The organism is Serratia sp. TSA_105.2 (genome assembly GCF_052692115.1).
In genome coordinates this window covers 265,447-285,003 of the sequence record NZ_JBQZFT010000003.1, presented here as the reverse complement: position 1 = coordinate 285,003, position 19,557 = coordinate 265,447, and the positions used below count along the sequence as shown (strand labels likewise).

Annotated in this window: 16 protein-coding genes; 12 read left to right on the top strand and 4 right to left on the bottom strand. The window is 61.3% G+C overall.

Annotated features, from left to right (window positions below; genetic code table 11):
- Window positions 1–18 precede the first annotated feature (18 nt).
- Together ACUTSC_RS12430 and sbcB are read left to right on the top strand one after the other, a co-directional pair.
- The gene (locus ACUTSC_RS12430; RefSeq protein ID WP_049200522.1) at window positions 19–207 is read left to right on the top strand and encodes a DNA polymerase III subunit theta; all 189 of its coding nucleotides are present in this window, start codon (window positions 19–21) and stop codon (window positions 205–207) included.
- A gap of 90 nt (window positions 208–297) precedes the next feature.
- On the top strand, window positions 298–1,725 hold the full coding sequence (sbcB, locus tag ACUTSC_RS12425) for an exodeoxyribonuclease I (RefSeq protein WP_197768108.1): 1,428 nt from the start codon (window positions 298–300) through the stop codon (window positions 1,723–1,725).
- A gap of 71 nt (window positions 1,726–1,796) precedes the next feature.
- On the opposite strand, the gene ACUTSC_RS12420 is transcribed toward sbcB, so the two are convergent.
- Together ACUTSC_RS12420 and ACUTSC_RS12415 are read right to left on the bottom strand one after the other, a co-directional pair.
- Window positions 1,797–3,164, bottom strand: a complete 1,368-nt coding sequence (locus tag ACUTSC_RS12420) for an APC family permease (RefSeq protein ID WP_063989232.1) — start codon at window positions 3,162–3,164, stop codon at window positions 1,797–1,799.
- Window positions 3,165–3,697: 533 nt separating this feature from the next.
- On the bottom strand, window positions 3,698–5,116 hold the full coding sequence (locus ACUTSC_RS12415; protein ID WP_197768109.1) for a glutamine synthetase: 1,419 nt from the start codon (window positions 5,114–5,116) through the stop codon (window positions 3,698–3,700).
- Here ACUTSC_RS12415 and ACUTSC_RS12410 point away from each other — a divergent pair.
- From ACUTSC_RS12410 to ACUTSC_RS12380, 7 genes are all read left to right on the top strand, one after another.
- The gene (locus tag ACUTSC_RS12410; RefSeq protein WP_197768240.1) at window positions 5,030–5,314 is read left to right on the top strand and encodes a hypothetical protein; all 285 of its coding nucleotides are present in this window, start codon (window positions 5,030–5,032) and stop codon (window positions 5,312–5,314) included. The genes ACUTSC_RS12415 and ACUTSC_RS12410 overlap by 87 nt on opposite strands.
- Window positions 5,315–5,511: 197 nt before the next feature.
- Entirely contained in the window at window positions 5,512–6,069 is a 558-nt protein-coding gene (gene puuR / locus ACUTSC_RS12405; RefSeq protein ID WP_038877865.1) for an HTH-type transcriptional regulator PuuR, read from the top strand.
- A gap of 157 nt (window positions 6,070–6,226) precedes the next feature.
- Window positions 6,227–7,738 (top strand): ATP-binding cassette domain-containing protein, encoded by a 1,512-nt coding sequence (locus tag ACUTSC_RS12400; protein ID WP_197768110.1) that lies wholly within the window; start codon window positions 6,227–6,229, stop codon window positions 7,736–7,738.
- The gene (locus ACUTSC_RS12395) at window positions 7,735–8,730 is read left to right on the top strand and encodes an ABC transporter permease (protein WP_197768111.1); all 996 of its coding nucleotides are present in this window, start codon (window positions 7,735–7,737) and stop codon (window positions 8,728–8,730) included. The genes ACUTSC_RS12400 and ACUTSC_RS12395 overlap by 4 nt, the downstream gene beginning before the upstream one ends.
- A 244-nt stretch (window positions 8,731–8,974) precedes the next feature.
- Complete coding sequence (locus ACUTSC_RS12390; RefSeq protein WP_197768112.1) at window positions 8,975–10,963, top strand: ligand-gated channel protein; 1,989 nt, start codon at window positions 8,975–8,977, stop codon at window positions 10,961–10,963.
- Between the two features lie 55 nt (window positions 10,964–11,018).
- Window positions 11,019–11,972, top strand: a complete 954-nt coding sequence (locus ACUTSC_RS12385) for an ABC transporter substrate-binding protein (protein WP_197768113.1) — start codon at window positions 11,019–11,021, stop codon at window positions 11,970–11,972.
- 921 nt (window positions 11,973–12,893) lie between these two features.
- Complete coding sequence (locus ACUTSC_RS12380) at window positions 12,894–14,069, top strand: sugar efflux transporter (protein ID WP_197768123.1); 1,176 nt, start codon at window positions 12,894–12,896, stop codon at window positions 14,067–14,069.
- Here the strand turns inward: ACUTSC_RS12380 and ACUTSC_RS12375 are convergent.
- On the bottom strand, window positions 14,066–14,320 hold the full coding sequence (locus ACUTSC_RS12375; protein ID WP_015378527.1) for a YkgJ family cysteine cluster protein: 255 nt from the start codon (window positions 14,318–14,320) through the stop codon (window positions 14,066–14,068). The genes ACUTSC_RS12380 and ACUTSC_RS12375 overlap by 4 nt on opposite strands.
- Before the next feature lie 264 nt (window positions 14,321–14,584).
- On the opposite strand from ACUTSC_RS12375, the gene mtr reads away from it, so the two are divergent.
- On the top strand, window positions 14,585–15,829 hold the full coding sequence (mtr, locus tag ACUTSC_RS12370; protein WP_197768124.1) for a tryptophan permease: 1,245 nt from the start codon (window positions 14,585–14,587) through the stop codon (window positions 15,827–15,829).
- A gap of 126 nt (window positions 15,830–15,955) precedes the next feature.
- Complete coding sequence (yeiP, locus tag ACUTSC_RS12365; protein WP_004935725.1) at window positions 15,956–16,528, top strand: elongation factor P-like protein YeiP; 573 nt, start codon at window positions 15,956–15,958, stop codon at window positions 16,526–16,528.
- 42 nt (window positions 16,529–16,570) lie between these two features.
- On the opposite strand, the gene uxuA is transcribed toward yeiP, so the two are convergent.
- Window positions 16,571–17,761, bottom strand: coding sequence for a mannonate dehydratase (gene uxuA / locus ACUTSC_RS12360; RefSeq protein ID WP_197768125.1), 1,191 nt, complete (start codon window positions 17,759–17,761; stop codon window positions 16,571–16,573).
- 293 nt (window positions 17,762–18,054) lie between these two features.
- On the opposite strand from uxuA, the gene ACUTSC_RS12355 reads away from it, so the two are divergent.
- The gene (locus tag ACUTSC_RS12355) at window positions 18,055–19,527 is read left to right on the top strand and encodes a fructuronate reductase (protein ID WP_197768126.1); all 1,473 of its coding nucleotides are present in this window, start codon (window positions 18,055–18,057) and stop codon (window positions 19,525–19,527) included.
- Window positions 19,528–19,557 lie beyond the last annotated feature (30 nt).

The following is a 19,557-nucleotide window of genomic DNA, read 5'->3' as shown; positions in this document are numbered from 1 at the left end:
GTTAACAGGGAGATAACGATGGCTCGAAAGCTGGATAGCTTACCGCAGGCACAACGCGAGAAAATAGAAACCGATTTGCTGGCCATCAGCGTGATCTACAACGAGCGCTACGGCATCGCCTCAACCCAGGCGGAAACAGAACAACAGATCCCCGACCACCTGCTCCCCTACTTTCACCAGCGGCTGGATTACTATCGCCGTGCGTAATTGCGCGCATTTCGCTAACCGCCGCTTGGCATCGCTCCCCACGCCGTTACAATAGGGGCATATTGTATCCGCCACTGAAGAGACGCGATTTTGAGCAGCAAGGCAACGGCCACATTTTACATCCACGATTACGAGACCTTCGGCAAGAGCCCATCGCTGGACCGCCCGGCGCAGTTCGCCGGCGTGCGCACCGATATGGATTTCAACATTATCGAAGAGCCGCTGGTCATCTACTGCGCCCCGGCCGACGACTACCTGCCGGAACCCGAGGCGGTGATGATCACCGGCATCACGCCGCAGGTGGCGCGCGCCAAAGGCGTTAACGAGGCCGAGTTCACCCGCCAAATCCATCAGGCCTTCAGCGTGGCCGGCACCTGCATTCTCGGTTACAACAACATCCGCTTCGATGACGAAGTGAGCCGCAATATCTTCTATCGCAACTTCTACGATCCCTATGCCTATAGCTGGCAAAACGGCAACTCGCGTTGGGATCTACTGGATGTGATGCGCGCCTGCTACGCCCTGCGCCCGGACGGCATCGTCTGGCCGGAAAACGAAGACGGTTTCCCCAGCTTCCGCCTCGAACACCTCACGCGCGCCAACGGCGTCGAACACACGCAGGCTCACGACGCGATGTCGGACGTTTACGCCACCATCGCCATGGCCAAGCTGGTCAAGCAGGCGCAGCCGCGGCTGTTCGATTTCCTGCTGCAGCACCGCAACAAACACAAGCTGAACGCCCTGATCGACGTCGCCGACATGACGCCGCTGGTGCACGTCTCCGGCATGTTCGGCGCGGCGCGCGGCAACACCAGTTGGGTGTCGCCGTTGGCCTGGCACCCGGACAACAAAAATGCGGTGATCATGTGCGATCTCGCCGGCGATATGACGCCGTTGCTGACGCTGAGCGCCGAGCAGCTGCGTGAACGGCTGTACACCCGCCGCGACGATCTGGCGCCGGATCAGGCGCCGGTGCCGATCAAGCTGGTGCATATCAACAAATGCCCGGTGCTGGCGCCGGCCAAAACCCTGCTGCCGGAGAACGCCGAGCGGCTGGGCATCGATCGCCAGGCCTGCCTGCAGAACCTGCAACTGCTGAAACAGCACCCGGAAGTGCGCGAGAAAGTGGTGGCGTTGTTCGCCGAAGCCGAGCCGTTCAAAGGCTCCGACGACGTCGACGCCCGGCTGTACGACGGCTTCTTCAGCGATGCCGACAAGGCGGCGATGAGGATTATCCAGCAGACCAAGCCGCAGAACCTGCCGGCGCTGGATCTGGCCTTCAGCGACGACCGCATGAAAGAGCTGCTATTCCGTTTCCGCGCGCGCAACTACCCGAATACGCTGGACGACGCCGAGCAGCGCCGCTGGCTGCAACACCGCCAGGAAGCGCTGAGCGCGGAGCGCGTGCAGAGTTACCTGCTGCAGCTCGAATCGCTGTATAACCTGCACGAAGGCGACAAAGAGAAAACCGCCCTGCTGAAAGCGCTGTTCGATTACGGCAAAGAGTTGGTGGGGTAAAACCCGCTGCAAGCAGAAAAGGAAAAGGCCGCGAATGCGGCCTTTTTTGTGGCTGAGGAGACGGCTCGCGCTTAGGCGGCGTCTTCGCTCGCTTGCGGCACCGGCAGACGGAAGCTGCGGGTGACGAAGGCGAGGTAGATCAGGCCGACAGCCGCCCAGACCAGGCCCAGCGTCATCGAGCTGGCTTCCAGGTTGATCCACAGCGCGCCAACGGTCAGTGCACCCATCACCGGCAGGATCAGGTAGTTGAACGTGTCCTTCACGGTGCGGTTCATCTTGTCGCGAATGTAGAACTGCGAAATCACCGACAGGTTGACGAAGGTGAAGGCCACCAGCGCACCGAAGTTGATCAGCGCGGTCGCAGTCACCAGGTCAAACGATACCGCGGACAGCGCGATGGCGCCAACCAGCAGCACGTTCAGCGCCGGGGTACGCCATTTCGGATGCACATAGCCGAAGAAGCGAGTCGGGAACACGCCGTCGCGGCCCATCACGTACATCAGACGCGAAACGCCCGCGTGCGCCGCCATGCCAGATGCCAATACCGTCACGCAGGAGAACACCAGGATCACCGACTGGAAGAACTTGCCCGCCACGTACAGCATGATTTCAGGCTGCGACGCGTCAGGATCCTTGAAGCGCGAGATGTCCGGGAAGTACAGCTGCACGAAGTAAGACACCACGATAAAGATGATGCCGCCGATCAGCGCCGTCAGGAAGATGGCTTTCGGGATCACTTTTTCCGCGTCTTTGGTCTCTTCAGACAGCGAGCTGATGCCGTCGAAGCCCAGGAACGAGAAGCACAGGATGGTCGCGCCGGTAATCATCGGCACCACGTGAGCGTTATCGGACCAGAACGGGCGGCTGCTGACCAGCGTACCGGCGCCTTCGCCGTGGTAAATGCCGTTGATCACCAGGCCGAGGAACACGATCATGATCGCCACCTGCACCACCACGATGATGGAATTCAGGTTAGCCACCAGCTTGATGCCGCGCAGGTTGAAAATCGTCATCAAGCCGACCAGCACCGCCACGAAGATCCAGGACGGGACGCCCGGGAAGATCGCTTCCAGGTAAATCTTGGCCAACAAAATGTTGATCATCGGCATGAACAGATAGTCCAGCAGCGATGACCAGCCCACCATAAAGCCGACGTGCGGGCTGATGGCTTTCTGGGCGTAGGTGTAGGCAGAACCGGCGGAAGGGAACTTCTTCACCAGCTTGCCGTAGCTCAGGGCGGTAAACAGGATCGCCAGCAGAGCGAAGGCGTACGCGGTCGCGACGTGACCATCGGTCAGGCCGGATACGATGCCGAAGGTATCGAAGATGGTCATTGGCTGCAGGTAAGCCAGGCCCATCATCACTACCGGAACCAAAGTCAGGGTTTTACGCAGCTGAGTGCGCTGAGCCGGAGCGGCGTTGAGGGTATTATCGGACATTGTTCAGCCCCCCCTTACCTTGAGCCTTGCGGATGGCGGACACGCCAAGACTTAAGGTTGCGGGGAAACTTCGCAACGAGCGACTTAATTCTAAAAGAAGGGGATTGTAAGCTGGATAACGGGTCGAGGTAACCTCGGCTGCTCCATAGTCGCTGCGGCCACAGCGGAAACCGGCGGGCACCGGTGCTAAAGTGAAAAATTGCCCCATCTTTCTAATCCTCATGAGTCACGACCATAAAGTTTTGTTTGATCGTGCACGAAACTATTTATCTATCCGGATCGGTGTCCGGCCTCGCTTGGTGTATGAAACGCTACGTTGGTAAAACTTAATGCAAAAAAAATAACCGACGCGTTAAAACGTCGGCTATCTGCATTTGAGATATTTTGCACCAGAATGCCTCCGGATGACAAGATCCGGAAACCCTCAAATACAAATTCTTTTTGTCGATCGAACGGAAAACCAGCCCGGCAGGCGAATTAATCCGCTACCGGCAGGCCGGTTGCCCGCACGTACCTCTTACTTATACGCCCATTCAGGCATTTTTCAACATCCAGTCGATCTCGGTTTCCGTCACCCGCCGTTCAAACTGCAGCAGTTCGTCCGTCTTGCAGGCGTGATAAACCTGGGTGAAACGTTCGCCCAGATAATGGGTCAGCGCGTGCTGGTGTTCAAACTCGTACAGCGCGTCGCTCTGGCGGATCGGCAGCGGCAGCCCCTCCTGCTCCAGCCCGTTGCCGGTCACCGGCTCAGGCAGCGGCAGCAGGTTGTCCAGCCCGTACAGCATGCCGGCCAGGATCGCCGCCATCACCAGATAGGGATTGGCGTCCGCGCCGGCCACGCGGTACTCCACCCGGTGGTTCTCCGGTTCGCCGCAGGGAATGCGCAGCGCCACGGTGCGATTATTGTGGCCCCAGGCGGCCTGGATCGGCACATACATCCCCGGCTGGAAACGCCGGTAGGCGTTGACGTTCGGCGCCAGCAGCGCCATCGACGCCGGCATCAGGGTGATCATCCCGGCCAACGCCTGTTTCAATAGCGGTGAATCCTCGCCTTCGGCGTCGGCGAACAGGTTGTTGCCCGCCCCGTCCTGCATGCTGACATGCACGTGCATGCCGCTGCCGGCGTAATCCTCATAGGGTTTGGCCATAAAGGTGGCGTGCATGTCGTGGTTCTCGGCCACCAGCCGCACCAGCCGCTTCAGCGCCAGCGCGTGGTCGCAGGCCAGCAAGATATCGTCGGTATGACGCAGGTTGACCTCGAACTGCCCCGGCGACGCCTCCGCCACCGCGCCGTCCGCCGGCAGCCCCTGCAGCTTCGCCAGTGCGTCGATGTCGTTCAGCACCTCGGCGAAATGGTTCAGGTTATCGACGGAGTACACCTGGCTTTGGGTGTTGCGCTCCTGGGTGCCGGGCGCACACGGCGGCTGGAGATCGCCTTCCGCGTCGCGCAACCTATCGATGAGATAAAACTCCAGCTCTACCGCTGCCACCGGGAACAAGCCGCGTTGTCGCAGCGCCTGCCACACGCGGTTCAGCACATTACGGGGTTCAACGTCAAAGGGAGTGCCATCTTCATCCAGCATGGTCAGCAGCACCTGGCCGATATGCTCCGGGTCGGCGGCCGACGGCGTCAGCGAACCGGGCACCGGCAGGCATACGCGGTCCGGCTCGCCGAGCTCCTGCCCAAGACCGGTCTCCTCCACCACGTTGCCGAGAATGTCCATGGCGAACACCGACGCGGGGAAGTAGCTGCCTTTTTCCAGTTTTTTCAACCCTGAGACGGGTATGCGTTTGCCGCGGAAGGAACCATTGAGATCGGTGAGAAGGATATCGACATACTGCGTGGCGGGATGGCGTTCCAAATAATGAGCAACCTCATTTTGGAACGCGCTACTTCGCCTCTCTTCATGATGCTGTGCAAAATGTTCAACTGCTGCGCTATTGGTTTGCATACGTCACCCGCCATTATGCTCTTAAGGCGCGTTAGCGCCCGTCCGCCGTTCGATTCAACACATGATTGGATTTCTCGCCAGGTTGCGCCGCTGCCGGGCGCTCAAAATAACATCCACACCATGAAACATAGTCTTAACAGAATGGGTTTGCAAATGTTACAATCCTGTTTGATTATTCGCCGTCGGCTGCTAAATTGATAAAATATTGACCGAAAAGGCCTTGCTGCCATTTTCACGTCAACTATTTCGTCCAACGCACCGAGAGTGAACGTGGGCAATATATTTTCCAAACCTGCCCTAACTACCGATATCATGCAGCATCGTTATCGCCCAGACAGGCGCCCGATAGCGATATTCATGTCTGCCTGTCGCCCCTACCAGAAGGAAGTACCGCTATGAGCGAAGCCAGCTTGGCACCGGGCAAACGCCTGTCGCAGATCCGTCAGCAATTGGGTTTGTCGCAGCGCCGGGTCGCCGAACTGTCCGGGTTAACCCACAGTGCGATCAGCACCATCGAACAGGACAAGGTCAGCCCGGCCATCAGCACGCTGCAAAAGCTGCTGAAGGTGTATGGCCTGTCGCTGTCTGAATTCTTTGCCGAACCGGAAGCCGCCGACGAACCGCGCGTGGTGATCGACGCCGAGGATCTGATTGAGATCGGCAGCCAGGGGGTGTCGATGAAGCTGGTGCACAACGGCAGCCCGACGCGCAACCTGGCGATGATGCTGGAAACCTACCAGCCCGGCACCACCACCGGCGAAAAGATCAAGCATCAGGGCGAAGAGATCGGCACCCTGCTGGAGGGCGAGATCGTGCTGACTATCAACGGCCAGAGCTACTGCCTGACCGCCGGCCAGAGTTACGCCATCAACACCGGCATCCCGCACAGCTTCAGCAATACCTCGGCGCGCATCTGCCGCATCGTCAGCGCACACACCCCCACCACCTTCTGACCGCTTATCGCTCCGGCGCAGCCTGACGCGGGTTGCGCCCCTGCCCGCCAACGCATTTTTCATCACCGTTATGCCATTTTGTTGGTTGCCAACGCCGCAACCTGTGTTACAACAGAGCAAAACAGCCATCTAAACATCTAAACGGCCTTATTACGCAATGTCAACCGCAACGCCTTCACGCCTCGAGATGCGCAATATCTCGATCGCCTTCTCCGGCTTCAACGCGCTGCAGGACGTGGACTTCACGCTGCAGGGCGGCTCAATCCATGCGCTGGTCGGCGCCAACGGCGCGGGCAAATCGACGCTGATGGCGATCCTCTCCGGCGCCCACGATCATTATCGCGGCGAGATCCTGATCGACGGCCAGGCAGTGGCGATCCACTCCCCACTGCAGGCGCGCCGCCACGGTATTCACGTGGTGCAGCAAGAGGTCGACGTCGCGCTGATCCCCACGCTGTCGGTGGCGGAAAACATCATGCTGGACTGGCTGAACGAGCCGGGCCACTGGCTGAACTGGGCGGAGCTGCACCGCCGCGCCGCGCAGTTGCTGCAGCAATGGGCGCTGCCGCTCAACCCGCGCAGGCGGCTGGCGGACTGCACGCTGGCGGAGAAACAGCAGGTACTGCTGGCGCGTGCGCTGTCGCACCGCTGCCGTTTTCTGGTGCTCGACGAACCGACCGCGCCGCTCGATCGCGCCGAGAGCGAGCGCCTGTTTAACGTGGTGCGCCGCCTGCAATCCGAAGGCATCGGCATCGTGTTTATTTCCCACCGCATCCACGAACTGAACGACATTTGCGATCGGCTGACGGTACTGCGCGACGGCCGGCGCGTCAGTGAAGACCCCATGCGCGGGCTGAGCGACGAGCAGATCGTCGAGAAGATGCTCGGCCATCGGCTGGACGACATTTTCCCACCGCCGCGTCCGCCGCACGCCGAGCGAATGCTGCTGCAGGTGCAAGGCTTGCGCGATCGCCACAAGCTGCGCGACGTTTCGCTGCGGTTGCATGAGGGCGAAATTCTCGGCATCGCCGGGCTGGCCGGAGCCGGCAAAACCGAGCTGTGCAAAGCGCTGTTCGGCGCCAGCGCCGTGCAGCTCGAGCGCGGCGAACTGCGCGGGCAACCCTGGGCGCCACGCGCGCCGCACCTCTCGGTCGAACAAGGATTGGCGCTGGTGCCGGAAGAGCGCCGCAAAGAAGGCATCTTCATCGATGAGGCGATCCCGATGAACCTGAGCGTCAGCGCCGACGACAGCTTCTCGCGCTGGAGCCTGTTCAGCCGGCGACAAGAGCTGCGCTGGGCGCGCGAGATCATGCAGCGCCTGAACATTCGCGCCTCGGGCCCGCAACAGCGGCTGGCGCGCCTGTCCGGCGGCAATCAACAAAAAGTGGCGATCGGCAAATGGCTGCGCGGCAATGCCGAGGTGCTGCTCTTCGATGAACCGACCAAGGGCGTGGACATCAAGGCCAAGCAAGAGCTGTTTGGCCTGATCGACGGCCTGGCACGCGCCGGCAAAGGCGTGATTTACGCCTCCGGCGAGTTCGCCGAGCTGGTTGGCCTGTGCGATCGCATCTGCGTGCTGTGGGACGGCCGCATCGTGGCGGAGTTGAACGCCGCCGACATCGACGAAGAAACCTTATTGCTCTATTCCACCGGAGGAACCCCTGCGTGAGTAAAGAATTAGCCCTGCGGCCTGCGCTGCCCTGGCGCCAACAGCTGTTCGATTTCCTCTACAAATGGGGCATGTTGCTGACCGTGGCGGCGCTGATCGCCCTGTTCGGCCTGGCGTCGGACAACTTTCTCGATGCCAACAACATCATCAATATCCTGCGCTCGATCGCCATCGTGACGGTGATCGCCATCGGCGTCTCTATCTCACTGTCGGTCGGCGGTTTCGATCTGTCGGTCGGCTCAACCGCCTCGTTGGCCAACGCGCTGGTGATTTCGCTGTTCGTCTGGCACGGGTTCGGCACCACCGGCGCCATCGTGGTAACGCTGCTGCTGTGCACGCTGGTCGGCCTGTTCAACGCCCTGCTGATCGTGGTGTTCAGAATTCCCGATATGCTGGCGACGCTGGCCAGCCTGTTCGTGATCCAGGGCGTGGCGATGACCTACAGCTACGGCGGATCCATCACCCAAAACATGGTGCTGCCGAATGGCGACATGGCGGAAGGCCTGATCCCGGAGGTGTTTTCCGCCCTCGGCCAGGTGCCGGTGATCGTGCTGATCATGCTGGCGGTCACCGTCGCGGTGCAGCTGTTCCTGTCGTTGACCAAGCATGGCCGCCGCATGTATGCCATCGGCGGCAACCCCGAAGCCGCGCGTCTGTCGGGCATCCGTACCGTGCGTTACAGGGTTGCCGCTTACGTCATTTCCTCTTGGCTGGCGGCGCTTGGTGGCATTTTGCTGGCGTCACGTATCGGCTCTTCGCAGGTCAACGCCGGCGGCGGTTATCTGATGGACGCGGTGGCGGCGGCCTATATCGGCTTCTCGCTGGCCGGGGCCGGTAAACCCAATGCGCTCGGCACCCTGATCGGCGCGGTGATCCTCGGCGTGCTGCAAAACGGCCTGGTGATGCTGTCGGTCCCCTACTACGCCATGGACATTATCAAAGGCCTGGTGCTGGCGCTGGCGCTGACCATCACCTACATCCAGAAACGCTGATCCTCCCCGGCGCACGCCCGCTGCGCCGCTTTTCCCTTTAATTCATCCGGTTACCCTTTCCCGTCAGAAGAACAAGCATACAAATGATATGAATTATCATTAGCGTTTACATTCAGTAAAAAATCCTTACAATACCCTCACGCAACGCTGACGAAGCGAAGTATTTCTCAGCGAACGATGAATAATTTCATTAGAAATTCAATTAGTTAATTACTTTCACTTCAATCCAGGAAAGGTTTACCTCATGGAAACGCCACGTTACAGCAAGCTCGCCGCTCTGGTCGTCGCCTCACTCAGCGCCACCGCCGCGCTGGCCGCGCCGCAGGACGACACTCAGGACACCATGGTCGTCACCGCCTCCGGCTTCCAGCAAAAAATTCAGGACTCCGCCGCTTCCATCTCGGTGATCCCGCGCCAGCAGATCGAAGACAAGGCCTATCGCGACGTGACCGACGCACTGAAAGACGTGCCGGGCGTGGTGGTCACCGGCGGCGCCAGCAGCAGTGACATCAGCATCCGCGGCATGTCTTCCAAGTACACGCTGATCCTGGTGGACGGCAAGCGCGTCGACACCCGCGGTACCCGTCCGAACAGCGACAACGCCGGCATCGAACAAGGCTGGCTGCCACCGATGGAAGCCATCGAGCGCATTGAAGTGGTGCGCGGGCCGATGTCTTCGCTGTACGGTTCCGACGCCATGGGCGGCGTGATCAACGTCATCACCCGCAAGACTTCCCGCACCGAGTGGAAAGGCTCGCTGCACGGCGACGCCACCCTTCAGGAAAACCGCGATTCCGGCGATCTGTTCCAGACCAACGCCTACGCCTCCGGTCCGCTGATTGAAGGCCTGCTCGGCGTGCGGGTCAACGGCCTGCTGTCGCGCCGCGCCGAAGATAAAATCGCCAACGGTTACAACGAACAGCGCATGCGCAGCGGCACCGCGGTGTTCACCCTGACGCCGGACGAGAAAAACGAATTCGACTTCGAAATCGGCCGCTCGCTGCAGGATCGCAACAGCACGCCGGGCAAATCGGTGGTGGCGGAGCGCTGCAGCAAAGGCAAATGCTCGCCGACGTCCCGCAGCGAAAGCCTGTATACGCGCACCAACTACTCGCTGACCCACAACGGCTATTATGACTTCGGCAACTCCACCAGCTACGTGCAGCGCGAAGAAACCGGTAACCCGGGCCGTAACATGAAGGCCTACAACACCATCTTCAACACCCAGAACCAGTTCGAGCTGGGTTCCCACATGCTGAACCTCGGCGGCCAATACCGCTATGAAAAACTGGGCGACGGCGGCAACCAGCTTGAATCGGCTCAAGGTCTCAGCAAGCTGACGCGCTGGAGCTGGGCATTGTTCGCCGAAGACGAATGGGCGCTGACCAACGACTTCAGCCTGACCAGCGGCATCCGCATGGATCAGGATGAAAACTTCGGCAGCCACTGGACCCCGCGCATGTACGGTGTCTGGCACCTGACCGAACAGTGGACGCTGAAAGGCGGCGTCTCCGCCGGTTACAAATCGCCGGATCTGCGCCAATCCTCCCCTAACTGGGGGCAGGTCACCGGCGGCGGCGTGCGTAAAGGCATCATCGTCGGTAACCCGGATTTGCAGCCAGAGAAGAGCCTGAGCGAAGAAATCGGCCTGATGTGGGATAGCCTGAAAGGCGTTAACGCCGGCGTGACGGTCTTCAACACCGACTTTAAAGACAAAATCACCGAAGTGCGCCGCTGCGAAGACACGCCGGATTGCACCATCGGCGGCACGTCCTACGACTTTATCAGCGATCGCGTCAACGTCGACAAAGCCAATATGCGCGGCGTAGAAGCCACCTTCGGCTGGCAGATCAACAAAGACTGGAAGTGGAACACCAACTACACCTACACCGCTTCCGAACAGAAGAGCGGCGAGTTCCAGGGCAAGGCGCTCAACCAGATGCCGAAGCACATGCTGAACACCGTGCTGGACTGGCGCGCCACGCAGGACCTCAGCCTGTGGTCGCGCGTTAACTTCCGCAGCCGCACCTCTGACTACCTGAGCCGCACCTCGATGGCCAAGAGCACGCCGTCCTACACCTTCGTCGATGCGGGCCTGAGCTACCAGGCGGCGAAAAACCTGCAGCTGACCGGCGGGGTCTACAACATCCTCGACAAGACCGTGGATTACGACCACTACAACACCACGCTGGACGGCCGCCGTTACACCGTCGGCATGACCTACAACTTCTGATGCCCCTGGGCGCGCGCTGCGCGCCCTTTTCATTCCATCACCGTGAGGAAGCTCCATGAGATTACGCCGCTCCCCCCTGATGATCGCCCTGCTGGCCGCGATGGCGCTGGCGGGTTGCCACAGCAAAACCGATACGCCGGTAGCCGCTACCCCGGCCACCGTCAACGTCCAGCACCTGAACGGCAGCACCGAGGTGAAAAAGCACCCGCAGCGCATCGTGGTGCTGGATTACGCCTCGCTTGAAACGCTGCAGCTGCTGGGCGTCGAGCCGCTGGCGCTGCCCGGCAACCGCAAGAACTTGCCGGATAGCCTGAAGCGCTATCAGGATGACAAATACCTCAATGCCGGCACCCTGTTCGAGCCGGATATGGCCGTGCTGCGCGCCGCCAAGCCGGATCTGATCCTGATCGCCGGCCGGGCGTCCAAAGCCTATGACGAGCTGAACGCGCTGGCACCGACGCTGAACATGTCCGTCGATCCGCAGGATCAGTTGGGCAGCCTGAAGCAGCGCACCCTGCAGCTGGGCGAGCTGTTCGATAAGCAGCAACAGGCGCAGGCGGCGGTCGATAAGTTGGATGCGCAGATCGCGGCGGTCAAACCGCAGGCCGCCCAGGCCGGGCGCGGGCTGGTGGTGCTGTTCTCCGGCGGCAAGATCAGCGCTTATGCGCCCAAGAGCCGTTTCAGCTTCGTCTATGACGCTCTCGGCTTCTCGTCCGCGCTGCAGTCCGATGAAAAAGACGTGCGCGGCAACAAGCTGACGCCTGAGCAGGTGGCCAAACTGAATCCGGACTGGCTGTTCGTTATCGACAGAGACGCCGCGACCGGACGGCCGAACGCGGTGGCACCGCAGAAAATCCTTACCGGCACCACGCTGAAGAAAACCACGGCGGTGAAAAAAGGCCAGGTGGTTTACCTGCCGGCGGCCGAGGTGTATCTGTCCGGCGGCATCGTCACCGCCCAGCACGTCGTCGAACGCGTGAGCGAGGCGCTGAACCACGCAGCACGATAAAGAAAGCCCGGCGATGCCGTAATGCTGGTCAGTTAGCGTTTTTATGCAGGCTTTCGTGAAATTTTCGGTCGATAAAAGTGAGATGCCCCAGGTGGCTCACGCACCTCGACCGAGCCAGGGGCCGAAGGCGCGGCCCCTGGCAACCCGCGCCTTTGCCCTGTCAGACGGTTGGCTTTGCCAACGTTACTCAGCCCATCCCTGGGCCTCGCCCCTTCGGGGCCGCTGCAAGCAGCGTTCAAATCTGCTCCAGGCAGATTTGTCCTCTCTCCGCCATACCGCATTGAGGCCGGTTGCGACAGGCGTCCCTGCCAGTCTCACCTGAAACCGCCGTCCATGGCGGTTTCTCCTAATGCGCTATGCCTGCGTTCGGCGTCTTCAAGGGCGTCCAACCCTGTGTTCATCTCCGACTTCTCTGCCATAACGTCATAAAGAACAGGTTGCCCGGTAGCTGCCAGCACGGGTGTTGACCTTTGGCGCGCATCACCGGCTGCCGAGCAAGACGGCGTTGTCAGGGGCAACCGGCCAGGGAAGGCCGGTTGAGGCGAGACTAACAGGGACGTTTGTCGCAGCCGACCCGCCCGACAATGCAGACGCGGCGAGGGTATCCGCACAGCGGACAGACGGTGTTAAGCGAAGGCGCGGGTGGAGGGGCCGCGCCTTCGGCCCCTCCAATTGCCGTTCATTGTAGTAACAGAGAAATTCTGGGCATTTACGGCAATTCATCCTGCACGACACGTAAAGAGACTGGATAAAAAATACCAGTCAGGTTCAAGTGACCAGCATTAGGCGCAACGCGCCCCTTTTTTCTCGTCGCCGCGCGACATATCCGTTTACCCTTCGCCGCAAGGGAGCGGTTTGCGTTTCATTTCAACGGGCGTATGATGCGCGCGACCTTCCTTTTTCGACGAATTCTCAACCACCATGCCGACTTCATCCGCAGTAACGCGACGCGCGCCCGATCTCACTTCGCTGGCCTTTTTGGCGGTGGCGTTCATGACCGGCATCGCCGGCGCCCTGCAAACCCCGACGCTGAGCCTGTTTCTGGAAACCGAGGTCAAGGTACGGCCGGCGCTGGTCGGGCTGTTCTTTACCGGCAGCGCGGTGATCGGCATTCTGGTCAGCCAGTTTCTCGCCGGCCGTTCGGATAAACAAGGCGACCGCAAGTCACTTATTTTCCTCTGCTGCATGCTGGGTGCGTTGGGGTTCACGCTGTTCGCCTGGAGCCGCGACTATTACCTGCTGCTGATCGTCGGCGTGGTGCTCACCAGCTTCGGCTCCACCGCCAACCCGCAGATGTTTGCGCTGGCGCGTGAGCATGCCGACCGTACCGGCCGCGAGGCGGTGATGTTCACCTCCATCATGCGCGCCCAGGTCTCCCTTGCCTGGGTCATTGGCCCGCCGATCGCCTTCGCGCTGGCGCTGGGCTTCGGCTTTAAGGTCATGTATCTGGCGGGCGCGGCGGCCTTTGTGCTGTGCGGCCTGCTGGTGTGGAAACGGCTGCCCTCGATGCCGAAAACCGCAGCGACGAACACGCCCCTGGCCGCACCGCGGCAGCACCGCCGCGATTCGCTGCTGCTGTTCGTCGCCTGCACCCTGATGTGGACCGCCAACAGTATGTACCTGATCAACATGCCGCTGTACGTGGTGCACGAGCTGCGGCTGCCGGAGCGGCTGGCCGGGATATTGATGGGCACCGCCGCCGGGCTGGAGATCCCGGTCATGCTGCTCGCCGGCCTGGCGGCAAAGCGCTGCGGCAAACGCCGCCTGATGCGCGTCGCGGTGGTCGCCGGCGTGCTGTTCTACTGCGGCCTGCTGTTTATCACCGGCAGTTGGCAACTCATCGTTCTGCAACTGCTGAATGCGGCGTTTATCGGCGTGCTGGCGGGGATCGGCATGCTCTACTTTCAGGATTTGATGCCCGGCCAGGCCGGCGCGGCCACCACGTTGTTCACCAACACCACCCGGGTGGGCTGGATCATCGCCGGTTCGATCGCCGGTGCGGTGGCGGAAATCTGGGACTACCATGCGGTATTTTACGCCGCGCTGGCGATGACGGTAGGGGCCACGCTGTGCCTGTGGCGGTTGAAAGACGCTTAAGGCGCGGTGTCCGCTTCCAGCCTGGCGAGGTAGATCAGCGCCTGATCGCGGTGATCGTGACACATGTCGCGGCTCGGCTGCAGGCTGCCGCATACCTTCGGCCGCAGCGGCGAATGAAACAGGCCGCAGCGCAGCCGTTCATCCAAGTGAATGCAGCGGGTATTGGCGGGCTTGCCGTTCGGCATGCCGGGGATCGGGCTGGATATTGACGGCGCGATACAACAGGCGCCGCAGTCGCTGCGACAGTCCATCAGCGTTACTCCTGGTGGGCTGGGGAAAAGAAGCGCGACAATAGCAGCCGCGTGAGGCGGCCGCCAGCAGAATCCCTGCGCCTTTGCGATCTTTACACTCACCGCCCTGCGCCGACCGGCGTCATCCTATGGCGAATAAACGCCCAATAAACCTTGATTTAAAGATAAAAACGCGTGAAACGTGCAACTACCCCGCTTTACATGCGCCATGCGCCCATGTACCATTGAGCTAGTACAAAAGAACCTCTTCCACCAGGAGCACGCATGTCTACGGACACCATCCAGAAGCTGGCCCGCCCTTCGATCCTCGGCGGCGCGATGATCATTGCCGGAACCGCCGTTGGCGCCGGCATGTTTTCCATTCCGATCGTCACTTCCGGTGTCTGGTTCAGCGGTTCCGTCGCGCTGCTGGTGTATACCTGGGCCTGTATGTTGCTTTCCGGCCTGATGATCCTCGAAGCCACGCTGCACTACCCGAGCGGCGCCAGCTTCAACACCATGGTCAAGGATCTGCTGGGTAAAGGCTGGAACGCCGTGAACGGCCTGTCGGTGGCGTTCGTGCTGTATATCCTGACCTACGCCTATATCTCCGCCGGCGGCTCGATCATCGCCCACACGCTGGAAGGCATCGTCGGCGTCGGCCAGACCACCGCCGGCCTGGTGTTCGCGCTGGTCGTGGCGTTTATCGTCTGGCTCTCCACCCGCGCGGTCGATCGCCTGAGCACCATTCTGATCGGCGGTATGGTGATCACCTTCGTGATGTCGGTGGGCGACATGTTCACCCACGTGCAACCCGCGGTGCTGTTCAACACCGGCGATGACCAGGCCAGCTATTTGCCTTACGCCCTGGCGGCGTTGCCTTACCTGCTGACCTCGTTCGGCTATCACGGCAACATTCCCGGGCTGGTGAAGTACTACCACAAGGACAGCGGCTCCGTGGTGCGCAGCCTGGTGTACGGCACCCTGCTGGCATTGGCTATCTACATCCTGTGGCAGTATGTGATTCAGGGCAATATCGCGCGCGACGCCTTCAAGCAGGTGATCGCCGAGGGCGGCAATATCGGCAGCCTGCTCAAGCAAATGGGCAACGTCTCCAGCAGCCAGACCGTCAGCCAACTGCTGAACGCCTTCTCCTATATGGCGCTGGCCAGCTCGTTCCTCGGCGTGTCGCTGGGCCTGTTCGACTACCTGGCGGACTTCTGCAAGTTCAAGGACGACGGCATCGGGCGCAGCAAGACCGCGCTGGTGACCTTTGTGCCGCCGACCCTGGCCGCGCTGCTGTTCCCGAACGGTTTCCTGTACGCCATCGGCTTCGCCGGGCTGGCGGCCACCATCTGGGCGGTGATTGTGCCGGCGCTGATGGCGCGCGCCAGCCGCCGCCGCTATCCGCAAGCGGATTACCGCGCACCGGGCGGCAACGGCGTGATCCTGTTCGTCATCCTGTTCGGGTTGATCAACGCCGCCGCACATATTCTGTCGCTGTTCGGCCTGCTGCCGGTCTTCCAATAATCCTCGACGGGAGGGCGCCCGCTCTCCCTTTCCCGCACTGTTTTTACGCCGGGCTCTTGCCTGAAATCGGCGGCGCGAGTACCTTGTCGCAACTTCTCTCATACTCCTCATTGCGGATGAATTGAAATGGCAAGAGCTAACGAAATTAAGCGCGGCATGGCGATCAGCTACAACGGCAAGCTGCTGCTGGTAAAAGATATCGACGTGCAGAGCCCGAGCGCCCGCGGCGCCAGCACCCTGTACAAAATGCGCTTCTCCGACGTGCGCACCGGCCTGAAAGTGGAAGAACGTTTCAAGGGCGACGATATCCTGGACACCATTTCCCTGTCGCGCCGCAAGGTGAACTTCTCCTATATCGACGGCGAAGAATACGTGTTCATGGATGATGAAGATTACACCCCGTACATCTTCAAGAAAGACCAGATCGAAGACGAGCTGCTGTTCATTCCGGAAGGCGGCCTGCCGGGCATGCAGGTGCTGACGCTGGATGGCCAGGTGCTGGCGCTGGAGCTGCCGCAGACCGTGGATATGGAAATCGTCGAGACCGCGCCGGGCATCAAAGGAGCTTCCGCCAGCGCCCGCAACAAGCCGGCCACCATGGCGACCGGCCTGGTGATCCACGTGCCGGAATACCTCAGCGCCGGCGACAAGATTCGCATTCATATCGCCGAACGCCGCTACATGAGCCGCGCCGACTAGTCGCGACAGCGGGGCCGAGTCTCGGCCCCGTTTCATTTTCCGCTACGGCAATTCCGGGAAAAAGCGCCGCTTGAGCGCCAGCTCGACGCCACGCAGCTCCGCCAGCCCTTTCAACCGCCCGATGGCCGAATAGCCCGGATTGGTTTTCTTTTTCAAGTCGTCCAGCATCTGATGCCCATGATCGGGACGCATCGGGATCGGCCGCCGATCGCCTGCCCGCTGCCGACGCAGCTCTTCGGTCAGAATCGCTTCGATCACCGCCACCATGTCCACATCGCCCTGCAGGTGCGCCCCCTCGTGGAAGCTTTTCGGGTTCTCCTCGCGGCAGGTGGCGCGCAGGTGGGTGAAGTGAATGCGATCGCCGAAGGTTTCAATCATCCGCACCAGATCGTTGTCGGCGCGCACGCCGTATGAACCGGTGCATAGGGTGAAACCGTTATGAATGCTGTCGACGGTCTGTTTTAGCCACTGCATGTCTTCAATCGTGGAAACGATGCGCGGCAGGCCGAGGATCGGCCGCGGCGGATCGTCGGGGTGCACCGCCAGCCTGATGCCGGCCTCTTCCGCCACCGGCACGATGGCGCGCAGAAAGACCGCCATGTTTTCGCGCAGCTGCGCCTTGTCGATGCCGTCGTACTCCGCCAACCGGCGGCGGAACTGTTCCAGCGTGTAGCCCTCCTCCGCCCCCGGCAGCCCGGCGATGATGTTGCCGGTCAGCCGGTTTTTTTCTTCCTCGCTCATGGCGGCGAAACGGGCCGCCGCCTGGCTGCGCTCTTGCGGCGTATAGTCCGCCTCGGCGCCGGCGCGCTGCAGGATATGCAGCTCGAACGCGGCGAAGGCTATCTGATCGAAACGCAGCGCTTTGGAACCGTCCGGCAGCGGATAGGCCAGATCGGTGCGCGTCCAGTCGAGGATCGGCATGAAGTTGTAGCAGACGGTGTCGATGCCGCAGGCCGCCAGGTTGCGCAGTGACTGCTGGTAATTGGCGATGTACCGCCGCCAGTCGCCGCTGTGGGTTTTGATCTCCTCATGTACCGGCACGCTCTCCACCACCGACCATACCAGCCCTTTTTCCGCCAACAGCGCCTGCCGCGCGCGGATTTCGTCGATCGGCCAGACTTCACCGTTCGCGATATGATGCAGCGCCGTCACCACCCCGGTCGCCCCGGCCTGACGCACATCGTCCAAAGAAACCGGATCGTTCGGGCCATACCAACGCCATGTTTGTTCCATGTTTTGTCCTTATGCCTGTCTCGCACTGCGATGCTGTTATACCAGTTTAATTTAGATGTCAGTTATCTTTAACTTACTCTTTCGCCCTGCGCTGTCAAAACCGAACCCCTCATTGGTTGATCCACTTCACGATTCTGGCTTATTTTGGACTGACCAATTCCTTTAATCTTTGTACAGCCCTACACTGGTCGCAGTTTTTTATCGCCGGCGCCACCCTGTCTATATGGCAGAAAACTGGTCTGCTAACTTGGCGCAAGTGGCCCGCCAGCTGTCTTACACGCTTTGGAGATAAGATGAAAACGATCGCCAACACCCCGCTGCCAAGCGCCGTCCGGCAGCCGGACTATGACCGCCGGACCCTGCGCAGCCGCATCGTGCACCTTGGCTTCGGCGCGTTCCACCGCGCGCATCAGGCGCTGCTAACCGATCGAGTGCTGAACGCCCAAGGCGGCGATTGGGGCATTTGCGAAATCAGTCTTTCCGGCGGCGTGCCGCTGTTTGAGGCGCTGCGGCAGCAGGATCATCTGTACAGCGTGCTGGAGAAAGGCGCGGACGGCCATCAGGCCATCGTGGTCGGTGCGGTGCATGAGAGCCTGCACCGCAAGCTGGAGGGCATCGCCGCGGTGCTGGAGAAGCTGGCCGAACCGCAGGTGGCGATCGTCTCGATGACCATCACCGAAAAAGGCTACTGCATCGAGCCCGGCAGCGGGCGGCTGGATCGACAGCATCCGGGGATCGTCGCCGATCTGGCGTGGCCGCATCAGCCGCAGACCGTGCCCGGCATTTTGGTGGAGGCGCTGCGGCTGCGGCGCGAACGCGGCCTGCCCGCCTTCTCCCTGCTTTCCTGCGACAATATTCCGGAGAACGGTCACGTGCTACGCCGGGCGGTGCTCGATCTGGCGCAGGCGCGGGATCCGTCGCTCGCCGATTGGATCGCCACCGCCGCCACCTTCCCCTGCACCATGGTGGATCGCATCGTGCCGGCCGCTACGCCGGCCACGCTGGATGAGATTGCCACCGCGCTGGGCGGCGTGCGCGACGAATGCGCCATCGCCTGCGAGCCCTTCATTCAATGGGTGGTGGAAGACAACTTCGCCGCCGGACGCCCGGCGTGGGAACTGGCCGGCGCCCAACTGGTCAGCGATGTGCTGCCGTTTGAGCACATGAAGCTGCGCATGCTGAACGGCAGCCACTCATTCCTGGCTTACCTCGGTTACCTGGGCGGCTACCGCTATATCAACGAGTGCATGGCGGATGAGCACTACCGCCGCGCCGCCCTGCGGTTGATGCTGGACGAACAGGCCCCGACGCTGAGCGTCACCGGCATCAGTCTGGCCGACTACGCCGCACAGCTAATCGCGCGCTTCAGCAATCCGGCGCTGCAACACCTCACCTGGCAGATCGCCATGGACGGTTCGCAGAAGCTGCCGCAGCGCCTGCTGGACGCGGTGCGCTGGCATCTGCGGCACGGCGGCGACTATAGCGGGTTGGCACTGGGCGTGGCGGGCTGGATGCGTTACGTCGGCGGCGTCGATGACGCCGGTCAGCCGATCGACATTCGCGATCCGCTGGCAGACGTGCTGCAACAGACGATCGCCGCCACAACGGACGATCGGCGGCGCGTGACGGCGCTGCTGGCGCTGAAAGCGGTGTTCGGCGAAACGCTGGCGGCGCATGCGGCGTTTACCGACGCGGTGACGCAAGCCTATTTGTCGCTGCGCGATCGCGGTGCGCGTGAAACGGTGAAGGAGTGGGTGATGCGGTGAGAAGCCTGCAAGGCCGAGAATAACCATGCC

Excerpts from the sequence above, each read along its gene's own strand:
- ACUTSC_RS12430 (WP_049200522.1), top strand. The coding sequence starts at position 19 with ATGGCTCGAAAGCTGGATAGCTTACCGCAGGCACAACGCGAGAAAATA.
- ACUTSC_RS12420 (WP_063989232.1), bottom strand. The coding sequence starts at position 3,164 with ATGTCCGATAATACCCTCAACGCCGCTCCGGCTCAGCGCACTCAGCTG.
- ACUTSC_RS12410 (WP_197768240.1), top strand. The coding sequence starts at position 5,030 with ATGAGCAACCTCATTTTGGAACGCGCTACTTCGCCTCTCTTCATGATG.
- ACUTSC_RS12415 (WP_197768109.1), bottom strand. The coding sequence starts at position 5,116 with ATGCAAACCAATAGCGCAGCAGTTGAACATTTTGCACAGCATCATGAA.
- puuR (WP_038877865.1), top strand. The coding sequence starts at position 5,512 with ATGAGCGAAGCCAGCTTGGCACCGGGCAAACGCCTGTCGCAGATCCGT.
- ACUTSC_RS12400 (WP_197768110.1), top strand. The coding sequence starts at position 6,227 with ATGTCAACCGCAACGCCTTCACGCCTCGAGATGCGCAATATCTCGATC.
- ACUTSC_RS12390 (WP_197768112.1), top strand. The coding sequence starts at position 8,975 with ATGGAAACGCCACGTTACAGCAAGCTCGCCGCTCTGGTCGTCGCCTCA.
- ACUTSC_RS12385 (WP_197768113.1), top strand. The coding sequence starts at position 11,019 with ATGAGATTACGCCGCTCCCCCCTGATGATCGCCCTGCTGGCCGCGATG.
- ACUTSC_RS12380 (WP_197768123.1), top strand. The coding sequence starts at position 12,894 with ATGCCGACTTCATCCGCAGTAACGCGACGCGCGCCCGATCTCACTTCG.
- ACUTSC_RS12375 (WP_015378527.1), bottom strand. The coding sequence starts at position 14,320 with ATGGACTGTCGCAGCGACTGCGGCGCCTGTTGTATCGCGCCGTCAATA.
- mtr (WP_197768124.1), top strand. The coding sequence starts at position 14,585 with ATGTCTACGGACACCATCCAGAAGCTGGCCCGCCCTTCGATCCTCGGC.
- yeiP (WP_004935725.1), top strand. The coding sequence starts at position 15,956 with ATGGCAAGAGCTAACGAAATTAAGCGCGGCATGGCGATCAGCTACAAC.
- uxuA (WP_197768125.1), bottom strand. The coding sequence starts at position 17,761 with ATGGAACAAACATGGCGTTGGTATGGCCCGAACGATCCGGTTTCTTTG.
- ACUTSC_RS12355 (WP_197768126.1), top strand. The coding sequence starts at position 18,055 with ATGAAAACGATCGCCAACACCCCGCTGCCAAGCGCCGTCCGGCAGCCG.